The following is a 12,459-nucleotide window of genomic DNA, read 5'->3' as shown; positions in this document are numbered from 1 at the left end:
TTCAATTAGTTCTGGATTACTGTTTCTTAAGATGAACCGAATAACGAAGCATTAACGATTTCTCGCTACATCTATTGGTGTAATAGATTACGATTAAAACACATAAAATATTTCTAATTACTATTTAAAAACAGGCTCATATTATAATCAAGGGAGTATGAGCCTGCAGTGGAGAATCTATAAGTAAATATATAAAGCGATCAGGATATGGTCTTCAATCCCTCTAAAACGTAATCCTCGCGATTAATAGAAACAGTACTATTCCCTTCTATATATTTTTTGAACTTCACATCTGATATAAATCCTATAGTCTTATAAAAAGATATAATGTTCTTAATTCTGAGTTGATTGTCACGTGGTATTCCTCCTTCAAGTCTTTCTCGTGCTGTGTTGTAATTTGTAATGAAATTTTTAAGTACTGACAGTAAAGTTCTTACAACAGTTGCATTATCACAATCTAAAGCAATAAATCTTATGGATTTTGTACTTCTATTAAAATCGATTGCTCCTCTACCATCGAAAACTCCAGTTATGAAGCACCGAACAACCTCTGCCGAACTAGTTCTTAAAACTTTCTCAGTTAAGGTAGCCAACTCTTCAACAGTGATTCTTTTGAGTTCGGGAAAAAGTGTTACAAATCCACTGTGCCTTCCGGAGAATTTGGGGATTTGTACATTAGTCCCCTGTATGTAACTTCCATCTACATAGTATGATTGATTTTTAAGTGAATTTGCTATTGTGTTTACTGAAGTATAGTGATTTTTGAGTTCCAAATTTGTGACATATTCATAGTTGTATCGAACTGGAGAGATCCAATACCTTACATTGTTAATGCTAACAGTTTCATTAGCGGCAATGATTCCCCCTAAAAAATAAGCACTTTCATTTGTTAAATAAGGTGTGCCTAGGTCGATAGGTAGTGAGTGCTTTTCAAATTGAACCATATTTTTATCCCCCTTGTTATATAGAATATATCGACTATGAACAAAGCGCTCAAAGTAGTTATATTTACAGCAAGCCTCTTTGATTATTTTACCAGAACGAGTTGAAATATGAAATTCTATATTGTATATCTGCTCATTCTAATTCAATTCATTTTACGCTTAATCATACCAATTCCTTCTTAATCATTGTAACTTAGACAAAGGAGGAGCTATAATGATTAGGAATGTGGTTATAGTGTAGGAGGTCTATAATGGGACTCGATGCTGAAAACTGGTGTAGTCTTGAGGAGATTGCCGAGTATCTAGGTGTGACAAAGGATACAATAAGAAATTGGATAAAAAAAGCACACGTGCCAGCGCATAAAATTGGGCGGCAGTGGAAGTTTAAAATTTCAGAAGTTGATAATTGGGTCAAAAGTGGAAAGAGCGCATTAGATTAAAGTCACAACACGTTGGCTGTATCTACTTAGGAGGAAATTGCTGAATGTCTGAGACTTTATCAAATTTAGAAAGCAATGTTTTATTGTTTAATGAGGATTGCATTGATAGTATGAGTAAACTTCGTTCTGAGTCCGTTGAATTGATATTGACTGACCCGCCTTACAATTTAGGCTTATTTATGAAAGATAGGGATACCAATCTTAAAAAGATGCGAGATAACTTCTTTGGTGCGGCTGGTTGGGATGACTTAGGTTTCGCTGACTGGGAAGCCTCGATGAATAATTTTTTCGCTGAATCGACCAGATTGTTAAAAAAAGGCGGGGCTATGATCGTCTTTATGTCAGTGATTAAAGTAGAAACGTTAATACGATTAGCCGAACAAAATGGTTTGTATTACAAGACTACAGGGATATGGCACAAACATAATCCGATGCCAAGAAATATGAATTTACATTTTGTGAACTCAACTGAAGCTTGGGTTTATTTCACATACAAGAAAAAAACAGGAACTTTTAACAATGCTGGAAAAGCGGTACATGACTTTTTTGAAACGTCAGTTACTCCTGGGACAGAGAGAAGATTTGGTAAACATCCGACTCAAAAACCAGAGCAGTTATTGCAGCAATTTATTCATCTCCTATCTAATGAAGGGGAGACTGTATTAGACCCATTTATGGGTAGTGGAAGTACTGGTGTAGTTGCAAAAAGAAATCGCAGAAAGTTCATTGGTATTGAATTGAATAAAGAGTATTTTCAAAATGCAACTGAACGAATTAAGGAGACAAAAGTTTATGAAACCTAAGGTAATTGATTTATTTGCTGGTGTAGGTGGGATGTCTCTGGGTTTTGAATTGGCTGGATGTGAGGTGGTCTTGGCAAACGAATATGATAAGTCCATTGCGTCCGCCTATGTTAAAAACAGGAAAGAAACTAATATGCTGGTTGCAGATATTACAGATTTACCACTTACAGATACATTTGGAAAATATAAAGGAACCATTGATATAGTTATAGGTGGTCCCCCATGTCAGGGTTTTTCTCAAAAAGGGCAGAGGAAAACAATTAATGATGAACGTAATTTTTTGTTTAAATACTTTTTTGATGTTGTGAGCTTAGTTCGTCCTGAGTACTTCGTAATGGAGAACGTTCCTAACTTACTCACTTCCGAAAATAGTTTTTTTAAAAATGAAATTATTGAACTGTTTGGAAATATTGAGTATTCATTGACATCGGGTGTTCTGAATGCAGCAGATTATGGGGTTCCACAGAGCAGGAGACGAGCTGTAATAATTGGGAAGTTGAATGGAGCAGCTCCTCAGCTTCCAGAGCCAGTAGGTTATACTGTGTCAATATGGGACGCGATAAGTGACTTGGCTTATTTGAAATCAGGAGAAGGTTCTAAAGAACAAGAATATAGGTATGCTGCCCAGAGTGAGTACCAGTCAATGCTAAGGGCAGGAAGTAAGATTCTAACTAATCATGTGGCTACAAATCATTCATCTCTTGCTTTGGAGAGATTAAATTTAATTCCACCCAACAGTGGTAAGGAAGTATTGCCGCAAGAACATTTGACTAAATCTATTTATAGCGGTACATGGACAAGGATGAGAAAGGAAGATGTTTCAGTTACAATTACAACCAGATTTGACACTCCATCTTCTGGTAAATTTACGCATCCGTTTCTAAATAGAGCTATTACAGTTAGAGAAGCTGCAAGGATACAATCATTTCCAGATACTTTTAAATTCACTGGGACTAAAGGATCGCAAATGAAGCAAGTTGGGAATGCAGTTCCACCGCTATTAGCAAAGTCCATTGCAGAAGTAATACTAGAGGACATTAGAAAAAATCAGGAGGGTTTATTAAATGGCAACTCCAGAGAATTTACAAGATCATAGGGAAATAGATTTGAAATTAGGTATCAAGTCGTCTTTGTCAAAGGTAAGGGAAACAATTGCCCTTACCTACCTTCTTTGGAAAAGCTCGGGTGAAGTAACAGAACTCCATTACTCTCAAGCCAATGGAAACGTTATACAAATAAGTAATGATACCGCTGCCGCGTTAAAAGAATTTCTTCGCCCTACTTATAATTCACTTGGTATTTCTGACGATGCATTTATAAGTAAAATTAATGAAAATCAGCTCTTTAGGTCGCAAATTGAAGCTTTAATTGTTGCTTTTGAACTGATATGGAGATTGGCGAAAGTAACTTTTATTGAACAAAGAGCTTTTAGTGCGGAAAGAACTGGTGGTATTCGATATGAAAAGCAGATTACATTTACAAAGAATATTGACTTAATCGACATTTTAGTTACAGGAAATCAGGATAAATATATTCCTATTCTTTTTAATTGGGCTACTGGCTTCGATATTGAGATTGAAGATGAATTCGAGGAGAAGTTAATAAAAATTTTGATGTTGCTCTCTGAGGAGGCAATCTACAAACTCACAGCAGATGGAACGGATGTTCTGTTTAACCTTAACGGAGTATATAAAAAGATTGTAGAAGGAAACGGTACAATCGATATAAACGGAGAACTCGAATCAAAAGGTTCATTAAGGATACTTAAGTCTGCATTGTCTGAAGGGTTAAATGAATTTCTGAGTTACAGCCAAGGAAATGTAAGGCTTAAAGGTAACAGAGAATTAGGTGATTTGTCAGAATATCAAAAACGTGTTTCAGCGTACCTTAGTTTATGTAACTTTAAAGTGATTGTAAGAGAAAACGAAGTAGTGGCTGACACTACTCCAGCAGATGAACACAGTCCTTTGAATCTTCCGTATAATAGAATTTTATTCGGTGCTCCTGGTACTGGTAAAAGCTACACGTTGGAGAGAGAAAAAGCTCACTTTACAGAGAATTACGAGCGAGTTACATTCCATCCGAATTACTCATACGGTCAGTTTGTCGGCACGTATAAACCAGTTCCGATGGACAGAGAAATTACATACAAGTTTGTTCCAGGTCCATTTACCAGAACGCTCGTTAAAGCTATCAAAAATGGCACACCGCAGCTTCTGATAATTGAAGAAATTAATAGAGCTAATGTAGCCGCGGTATTCGGTGATGTTTTTCAGTTATTAGATAGACTTGATGGAGATAGTCAATATCCTATTGAAACAAGTGAAGACATGCGAGCCTTCTTAGCTTCAGAACTTGAACCGAATTTTCTTTCTTGTGAAGAAGAGACGGAAAAAAAGAACATGATTGATAAATATCAAAAAATTGTCATACCTAGTAACATGTATATATGGGCTACTATGAATAGTGCTGACCAAGGTGTATTTCCAATGGACACTGCATTCAAGAGAAGATGGGAGTTCGAATACATAGGGATAAATGATGGAAGTGATGCTATACAAGCTTACAATGTTACACTTCCAAACGGAAAACACGTTTCGTGGGACACCTTAAGAAGAGAGATAAATTCTCTACTTTTAAAGTCATGTAAAGTGAACGAAGACAAGCTAATCGGTCCATTCTTTTTAGGATTATCTGCACTAGTAAGTGATGAAAAATTCAATGAGATGTTTAAAAGCAAGCTATTGATGTATTTATTTGAAGATGCAGCAAAGCAACATCGAAAAGTGGTCTTTAGTGGTTGCGATGCTAGTACCTATTCAAATGTATGTATGGCTTATGATGAAATGGGTGAGGAAATTTTCGGTTTTAATCTACAAGATGAAGGGCAACGAGAATCTGAGGAGGATGAGGAAGCATAGGTGATGGTGATGAGGTCAGCTTTTTTTAAAGAGCTCAGAAGGTACTCAGGTGACGAAATAGCTTCTCTCTTGCAGATAAAAGAAGAAGAAGCTATTACCTTAATTAGAAAATTAAAATCACTTAGTATTGTTAAAGAAAAGTCAAAGAAGACGTCTAGAGCTGATGAAATTGTAGAGGATACTGACACAGAGATACTAGATGTGAATTATAAGGATAAAAATAGTTTCTTTATATTTGATTTTATTGGGGTTATTAACATAGGGAACTATGTAATCAAATGTTACCCAAAATACTTTTCTGATGTAAATATCCCTCTGGATAAAATGCAACAAATTTTACAAGTGTTGAGACGGTATAATTCTAGAGAACAGCTTTTGATTTCGGCAAGCGGTGATGATGAGAGTGCTGAATTTAATTTATTGGCAATTACACTTTTCTTTATTGATGACTATGCTGAATACGGCACGTATTCAAACCCCATTGAGATTAATGAGCTTAACGGAGAAGGTGAAATCAATTGGGACAAAACTATCGGAGAGACTTATCCATTATTGAGTAATAATAAAACTATCTATGCTGAACTTTATACGCATGGCTCTTTAGAAGATGAATTGGATTATTTTAAACAACTACATACATGTATAATCACACAATGCTTTATAAAGCTTAAAGAACTTGGTTTAACAGAGTTATTTGATATAGAGGAAGTTATACTTTACGATGGAGAACTATCAGATTTCGGTGATGAAGATTACATTTTGTATCGCCTATCAAGAGAACTTACAGTTCAATTTCAAAGCCGAAAACAGATAGTTCTTAAAACCATGTACAATTATATTTCACAAGGAAAGTTATATGAACAAGAAAATGGACTTAGCTTGTTTGGAACAAATAGTTTTAATCTTGTATGGGAGAAGGTTTGTTCCGAAGTTTTTAATAATCTAATAAACACTAAGCTTAAACATCTTTCGTTGCCACAACCTCTTGCGGAACAATACTTTGATGAAAAGGATAATACCCTTTTAGGTTTAATTGAGAAACCGAGATGGAATCGCATTGAGGACGGTAGATTAATAAAATCACACCGTGTAGAAGAAACTTTAATCCCAGATATAATTAGCTTTTTCTCGAAAGATGGTGAAGAATGTTTTGGTATTTTTGATGCTAAATATTATAACATTCACTTAAATGAGAGAAGAGTAGCTGGTCAGCCAGGCATTGGGGATATTACAAAACAGTACTTGTATCAACTGGCATACAATGATTTTATTAACGCGCATAACTTTACAAGAATTCAAAATGCTTTTTTACTTCCAACTGAAGAAGATACAGGCGAGTACTTGGGTACTGCTGAATTGGGCGTGTTAAGTAGCATGTCTGCGCCTGCTTTACGTGATATTTCGGTTGTAAAGCTTCCTGCACAAAAAATGTTCAAATGGTATCTAGCGGGTAGGAAAATTGATATAAATGCAGTCTTTCCATTTTTATAGATAGGGGGTCATCATCATGAGCAAACCATTTATCTGGCAAATGATTAAAGAAGCGGCTGAAAAGAACCCAAATGTAAAAATTACTTATCAGGAAATAAAAGAGTATATTAGAAAGACATATAGCGATATAAATGAAAATACAATAAATGCTCAAATTATTGTATGTACAGTTAACCAACCATCAAGAATTCATTATCCGGAAAATAAGAGACCAAGAATTGCTAGTACTAAGTATGATTTCTTATTTACAGTCGGTCGTGGACAAGTAGTTTTATATAATCGGGAAGAGCATGGTGTGTGGGAAATAGCCAAATCTGGTTTTGGTAAGCTTGTCGTGAAGCAGCAGTTGGATGAAGACGTCATTGATTCACCAATAGGTATTCAAAGTGACCCCAATGAGGAACAGGATGGAGGAATGCTGTTTCCATTGGAAGCCCAACTACGTGATTTTATAGTACAGAACATCTCTTCTATTAATGTTAATGGAATGAAATTAAAGTTATTCGTTGATGAGAACTCCCGCGATGGAGTTGAGTATCCTACTGAAGTTGGACTCATTGATATTTTATGTAGAGACCAAAATGGTGATTTTGTTGTCTTTGAACTGAAGCTGGGCAGGGGACCCGACAGAGCTATGGGACAGATAGCTCGCTATATGGGATGGGTTAAAAAAAATATAGCAGTCGATAAAGGAGTTAGCGGAGTTATTGTTGCCAAGAATGTCGATGATAAGCTCAAATATGCAGCTTCGGTTGTTCCTGGAATTTCTTTATTTGAATACCAGGTGAAATTTTCTATACAACAAGTTTAGTTAAAAGTAATATAAATTTTTATATGGGGAGTACTCATCTTTTAAAACAAAAATTGATTTAAAACGATCTGAGAACTCTACTTTATAAGCAAAGGAAATTTTAACCCCCCTGTAAAAAACAAGGGGGTTCTCGACAGCCTTCAAAGCCCTTATAGGGCTTTTTTAACTTATATTAAAAACATCTATTGATATAGTGCAGTAAAAGAAAAAAATCAGGATTTCAATAAAAATTTCTTGATTCAAATAAAGTTTTCTTTAATATACCTGTAAGGTACCTTGGTTCAAGGTACCTCCGATAAAGTAGACAGTAACCAGTTAACGGTAGCGACTATCAAAAGCTGTCATCCTCCCTATTTCCAACCTGTTCCAATACCTCGCTTTATCGGAACTACTGACAATCTCATTTGAAAGAGTTCATCTTTTTTTGTCGGGAGCTCACTCTGGTTGCCAGCGTAAAATTCAATGTTATCTCTTTATCTTACAACACTCTTGAAGGTTTTTTGATTTGTCTCACGTTGAAATAAGGGTTTGCACTTCAAAATAATCACAGTAAAATCGTTAAGAACATCCGTATCTTAATTCTCAAACTCACGAATCTCTCGTTCATACTCTACCATGAACTTAGAAACAGGAATGTGTAAAGCTTTTGTCAGTGCAACAATAGTCAAAAATGTAGCGGATTTCTCTCCATTTTCTAATTCGGAAATAAATGACCTATCCACTCGACTATAAAGAGATAGTTCATCTTGTGTATATTTATTCTCTTTCCGAATGCGTTTAAGAGCTTTACCAAAGGCGAGCAACTCTGTGCGTTTATCCAAATAAACAACCCCTACCATATACGATTAATTAAATGGTAGAGGTTAAATATAATAATTTCCGTAGGCTATTGCCTACAAAAGTCGAATTGTGTTAGTGTTACAGGGAAATATATGAAATGAGCACTGTAGCGTAAGTGTAGCGCTTATTTTGTTAAGATTACAGCAAGGTAGGTAATTATACCTCTATTTTGTCGAATTCGAATGAAAGGGTGTATATCATGGTGATTGTTATTTTAATAGTATCAGCAGTATTAATTGGAGTTGTCTTGAAAGTATACGGAGCAGATGATCCATCTACAAACCTAGATAATAAACAACAGCTGCTTCATTGGCTACAAACTAATAAATCATTGGATATGGAGGAGTTCTCTTATATGCAGCATATGGATTATTTGACACTACAAAGTCACTTGGTAGAACAAAAAATAATCTCACAAAATGAGTTGGCGGATCTGACAAATCCCTATATAAACCCAGGTAATGATTTAGTAATTGATCGTGACTATCATGGAATAAAGAATGGATCGAGTGTGGATGACCAAATGGATTTTTTCTCGAATAATTCGAATAACAACTTATTTGGAGGGGGTTTTGGGGGCGACTCCAATAATAATGGCAATAATTTTTAAAAGAAGCGGAAATATAAATATGGTGAGAAGCTAACAAAATTATAAGGCAACTCAAGGAGGAAATAATATGCGCAATCAAGTAAATCGAATAGTAAAGCTCTCACTAATTTTTCTTCTATTTATTAATAGTATGGCTCTTTCTGCATTTGCAAGTGAAGGTAATAAAGAAGTCACAGCAGGAGAATACTTGAAGATATTAAGCGATACTTACCTATCAAATGTAGATGCTTTAAAGTTGGAAGGTCAGGAGTATGTTCAGAATGAGATTAAGGTGAATACTAATAAGAAATCTTATAATCTCTCTACTAAAGCAGACATAACCTACTATAAAGTAACAGACGGAAAAAAAGACTATGATGGTAAGGTTAAAACATATGAAAAAGCTCCTCAAACTCACAGTATGACAATTAGAGAGAATGGTCAAATCATAAAATATTTTTTTGGACGTAAATTTGTCCTTAATAGTGATTTTACTGTTTATTATACAGAAGCACTCAATTATAAAAATAACAACTTTACTTCTTTTGAGTATCAAGTTGATTTGTTAAACACAAAAACAAAACAAGTATATAGCCTAACTTCTTTGGGTATGGCACATCAAACAATTAAAGAAGACTTTAAATTTGAACAAATTCTTAAAACATATCAAGTGCTTGATCAAAATGTTTCTGATGAGTTTCTAGATATTTATTTTGCAGGTAAAAAAGGTATTGTAAATGAACATATGTTTATTAAAAAAGCAGATTATGTTTATAACATTTATGGATTTAGCACTACTACAATGTACAGATTTCCAATAATTTATATGTATAATAATACTCCTGAATTGTTTGTTTATGAGCTATTTGCGCAATTTTCAAATCCAACATGGAATTTAGCACATCACGATCCGATTTTCCTTGTTGATAATGGAATTAATGATTTAAGTGACATTCTGACTGAAAAGCAAAAATCACTCTTTAACAAACCAGAATAAAGGGAGGTTATTCTTTGAATCGTAAAGTTGTGGGATTAATTGCAGTATTAGCGGTGATTTTAGTAGTCGTATTTAATGTCATAGGGTTGTTTAATGATGGAGATAGGGAGAAGGATGTAGTTCTCAGTGTTCCAGAAGCTACGGAACAGCGAGAGGCTGTTCCATCAGCGGATGGTAACGAAGAGATTGCTGAATCAGAAGAAGTTAAAGAGGACGAGGCTTTCGTTTCAACGGGTGTTGAGGAGATTCAACAACTTAAAGAAGAAGCTGGTAAAGAAAACCCATTGACTGAAGAAGAAATGATAAAGATTGCACAAGAACAGGTTGTAAATTTTTACTCATTCAGTGTTGTTGATAGTGAGGAAGAACTTAAGGTCTTAGCAAAGAAATTTTACTATTACTATAATGAAGATTCTTTAAAAAATGCTAAAACATATTATGAGCCTAATACTAATAGAAATTTAAAACTAGCTTTTGAAGAAGAAACAGTGACTAAAAATGGCAAAGATACTTTTACTTATGTAGGGATAGTCGAATCATCTACTGAAAATATTATAACAAATGCTATTGATGCATTTAAACAACATATGACAATTGACCTAATGAAAGGGGAGAACGGAGATTACAAAATAGTTTCTCAAGATTTTTATAGTGTGAAAAATTAATAATTATAAATATATAAAAGTAGAGGGGTGAATCTCTTGAAAAAGATAGTAACTATATGCATCTTAATTGGTTTGATTTTCATAAACGCTCCTAACACGACAGTGAATGCAGAAACTAAGAATATTAATATTATTATTAACGGTGAGATCCAACAGTTTAAAACTGCCCCGGCAAATGTTAATGGTTCAGTTCTTGTCCCCATGAGGGATATCTTTGAGAAGTTTCAGGCTACGATAAAGTGGGATGCTCCTAAACAACAAGTAACTGCAAATCTAGGCTCAACACAAATCGTTCTAGCCATCAACTCTACGACTGCAAGTATAAATAATAAAACAGTTACGTTAAATGTAGCTCCTCAATTAATAAAGGGCAACACTATGGTTCCTTTGAGGTTTGTTGGAGAAGCATTGGATTCAGTTGTTAAATGGGTACCTGAAAAGAATGCTGTCGATATTACATCATCAACCAAGACTGTTAATGAGGAAGTTATTAGTTCAAATCCCACTGTAAAGATAAGTGATGTGGAACAAATTAAAAATCTTATAAATGCAAACAATGACTATTATACAAATAAAGACGTTCGTGGGTTTATGAGTACATACGTAATAATCAAAGAAACAGAGGCACAATTAACGGCGCATTTTGCCGAAAATAAGTTCAAACAAACCATTGAAAGTATAGAAGATATTAATATATCAGGCAACCAGGCAACTGCAAAAGTAGTTAGAATTACAGATCAGAAGTTAAGGCTAAATGGCGACCCACTGTACGTGGCAATGAAACTTAAGAATATATTTACTATCAGTTTTTCAAAAATTAATAATGAGTGGAAAATTGGGATATTTACTCCAATAAATACGGTGCAGATACCAATGGAAGAGGAAAACGACCGAATACTTCGTATTTACAATCTGCAATCAAAGCATTTGCAATTTCGTGAAAGTGGGCATATTCCAAGTATACTATCAACAATCGACCCTGAATACATATTGAATAACAATGATTGGGCAACACAATTTGCAACCGATAATTTCAAATTCGAAATGATAGGCTTTGATTTATTGGAGAATACAACTGATTATGCAAAGGCAGAAATTGTAGTTTTATATAAAAAAATTAATGATACTAACCCGAGTTCCTTTGAATTTATTGATAAAAAAACTTCTGTTATAGAATATAAAAAATTCAATGATGGTTGGAAGATTTCGGGAGTCATATCAGAAAAATCGGAGAGGATCTTAAATCCTTAATCCAAGTTCTACTCTCAAATACCATAAATACAATTGGGGGATTTTCAAATGAATCGTAAAGTTCTGGGAGTAATTGGTGTGATAGCGGTGATTTTGGTAGTCCTATTTAGCGTCAGAGGATTTAATGATGGAGATAAAGACAAGAAAGTAGTTATCAATGTTCCAGAAGCCACGGAACAGCAAGAGGTCGTTGTGCCAGTGAATGATAACAAAGAAGAGATTGTTGAATCAGTTGAAGTTAAAGATGACAAGACTTTCGTTTCAGAGGGTGTTAAGGAAATTCAACAGCTTAAAGAGGAAGCTGGTAAAGAGAACCCATTGACTGAAGAAGAAATGTTTAAGATTTCTCAAGAACAAATTCAAAATTATTTCTCATTCAGTATAGTTGATAGTGAGGAAGAGCTTAAGGTTTTAGCAAAGAAATTTTACTATTATTATAATGATGACTCTTTAGAACATGCTAAAACAAGATATGAACCTGGTGTTAACAAAAATTTAAAATTAGAATTCAAACAAGAAAATACCACTAAAAATGGTAGGGATACATTTACATATGTAGGTATGGTCACTGTTTCTGCAGATAATATTAAGACCAAGTCAGTTGATTCTTTTACACAAAAAATAACGATAGATTTTATGAAGGCTACTGATGGAACTTATAAAGTTATAAACTTTGATCCTACTACCATAAAGTAGTCCATCCGATT

At 34.4% G+C, this 12,459-nt stretch carries 13 protein-coding genes; 11 read left to right on the top strand and 2 right to left on the bottom strand.

The annotated features are described in order from the left end of the window. Positions 1-200 precede the first annotated feature (200 nt). Positions 201-944 carry a hypothetical protein gene (locus NST74_RS24335; protein ID WP_341114867.1) on the bottom strand — a complete coding sequence of 248 codons (744 nt, stop codon included), beginning with the start codon at positions 942-944 and terminating at the stop codon, positions 201-203. 251 nt (positions 945-1,195) lie between these two features. On the opposite strand from NST74_RS24335, the gene NST74_RS24330 reads away from it, so the two are divergent. From NST74_RS24330 to NST74_RS24305, 6 genes are read left to right on the top strand one after another with little or no spacing between them, the layout of a single operon-like run. After that, a complete protein-coding gene (locus NST74_RS24330; protein WP_341114865.1) occupies positions 1,196-1,384 on the top strand; it encodes a helix-turn-helix domain-containing protein in 189 nt (62 codons plus the stop codon). Positions 1,385-1,428: 44 nt separating this feature from the next. Then, positions 1,429-2,187, top strand: coding sequence for a DNA-methyltransferase (locus tag NST74_RS24325; protein ID WP_341114863.1), 759 nt, complete (start codon positions 1,429-1,431; stop codon positions 2,185-2,187). Then, positions 2,177-3,283, top strand: a complete 1,107-nt coding sequence (locus tag NST74_RS24320) for a DNA cytosine methyltransferase (protein WP_341114861.1) — start codon at positions 2,177-2,179, stop codon at positions 3,281-3,283. Before NST74_RS24325 ends, NST74_RS24320 begins: the two co-directional genes overlap by 11 nt. Continuing rightward, entirely contained in the window at positions 3,252-5,108 is a 1,857-nt protein-coding gene (locus NST74_RS24315; RefSeq protein ID WP_341114860.1) for an AAA family ATPase, read from the top strand. Before NST74_RS24320 ends, NST74_RS24315 begins: the two co-directional genes overlap by 32 nt. Before the next feature lie 3 nt (positions 5,109-5,111). Further along, positions 5,112-6,599, top strand: a complete 1,488-nt coding sequence (locus NST74_RS24310; RefSeq protein ID WP_341114859.1) for an LlaJI family restriction endonuclease — start codon at positions 5,112-5,114, stop codon at positions 6,597-6,599. A gap of 16 nt (positions 6,600-6,615) precedes the next feature. Beyond that, on the top strand, positions 6,616-7,410 hold the full coding sequence (locus NST74_RS24305; protein WP_341114858.1) for an endonuclease NucS domain-containing protein: 795 nt from the start codon (positions 6,616-6,618) through the stop codon (positions 7,408-7,410). A 575-nt stretch (positions 7,411-7,985) separates the two neighbouring features. On the opposite strand, the gene NST74_RS24300 is transcribed toward NST74_RS24305, so the two are convergent. Then, entirely contained in the window at positions 7,986-8,231 is a 246-nt protein-coding gene (locus NST74_RS24300; RefSeq protein ID WP_341114857.1) for a helix-turn-helix domain-containing protein, read from the bottom strand. 218 nt (positions 8,232-8,449) lie between these two features. Here NST74_RS24300 and NST74_RS24295 point away from each other — a divergent pair, with 218 nt between their 5' ends. From NST74_RS24295 to NST74_RS24275, 5 genes are all read left to right on the top strand, one after another. Next, on the top strand, positions 8,450-8,860 hold the full coding sequence (locus tag NST74_RS24295) for a hypothetical protein (RefSeq protein ID WP_341114855.1): 411 nt from the start codon (positions 8,450-8,452) through the stop codon (positions 8,858-8,860). Between the two features lie 67 nt (positions 8,861-8,927). Beyond that, positions 8,928-9,836, top strand: coding sequence for a hypothetical protein (locus tag NST74_RS24290; RefSeq protein WP_341114854.1), 909 nt, complete (start codon positions 8,928-8,930; stop codon positions 9,834-9,836). 14 nt (positions 9,837-9,850) lie between these two features. Next, the gene (locus NST74_RS24285) at positions 9,851-10,501 is read left to right on the top strand and encodes a hypothetical protein (RefSeq protein WP_341114853.1); all 651 of its coding nucleotides are present in this window, start codon (positions 9,851-9,853) and stop codon (positions 10,499-10,501) included. A 36-nt stretch (positions 10,502-10,537) separates the two neighbouring features. Beyond that, positions 10,538-11,752, top strand: a complete 1,215-nt coding sequence (locus NST74_RS24280; RefSeq protein ID WP_341114852.1) for a copper amine oxidase N-terminal domain-containing protein — start codon at positions 10,538-10,540, stop codon at positions 11,750-11,752. A gap of 48 nt (positions 11,753-11,800) precedes the next feature. After that, positions 11,801-12,448 (top strand): hypothetical protein, encoded by a 648-nt coding sequence (locus NST74_RS24275; protein WP_341114851.1) that lies wholly within the window; start codon positions 11,801-11,803, stop codon positions 12,446-12,448. Positions 12,449-12,459 lie beyond the last annotated feature (11 nt).

Source organism: Paenibacillus sp. FSL F4-0125 (assembly GCF_038008565.1).
Classification (GTDB): Bacteria; Bacillota; Bacilli; order Paenibacillales; family Paenibacillaceae; genus Paenibacillus_AQ.
The sequence above is the reverse complement of the archived record's forward strand: the minus strand, read 5'-3'. Positions and strand labels throughout refer to the sequence as shown.

Bases quoted from the DNA above. Each gene is read 5' to 3' on its own strand.
- NST74_RS24335 (WP_341114867.1), bottom strand. From the start codon at position 944: ATGGTTCAATTTGAAAAGCACTCACTACCTATCGACCTAGGCACACCT.
- NST74_RS24330 (WP_341114865.1), top strand. From the start codon at position 1,196: ATGGGACTCGATGCTGAAAACTGGTGTAGTCTTGAGGAGATTGCCGAG.
- NST74_RS24325 (WP_341114863.1), top strand. From the start codon at position 1,429: ATGTCTGAGACTTTATCAAATTTAGAAAGCAATGTTTTATTGTTTAAT.
- NST74_RS24320 (WP_341114861.1), top strand. From the start codon at position 2,177: ATGAAACCTAAGGTAATTGATTTATTTGCTGGTGTAGGTGGGATGTCT.
- NST74_RS24315 (WP_341114860.1), top strand. From the start codon at position 3,252: ATGGCAACTCCAGAGAATTTACAAGATCATAGGGAAATAGATTTGAAA.
- NST74_RS24310 (WP_341114859.1), top strand. From the start codon at position 5,112: ATGGTGATGAGGTCAGCTTTTTTTAAAGAGCTCAGAAGGTACTCAGGT.
- NST74_RS24305 (WP_341114858.1), top strand. From the start codon at position 6,616: ATGAGCAAACCATTTATCTGGCAAATGATTAAAGAAGCGGCTGAAAAG.
- NST74_RS24295 (WP_341114855.1), top strand. From the start codon at position 8,450: ATGGTGATTGTTATTTTAATAGTATCAGCAGTATTAATTGGAGTTGTC.
- NST74_RS24290 (WP_341114854.1), top strand. From the start codon at position 8,928: ATGCGCAATCAAGTAAATCGAATAGTAAAGCTCTCACTAATTTTTCTT.
- NST74_RS24275 (WP_341114851.1), top strand. From the start codon at position 11,801: ATGAATCGTAAAGTTCTGGGAGTAATTGGTGTGATAGCGGTGATTTTG.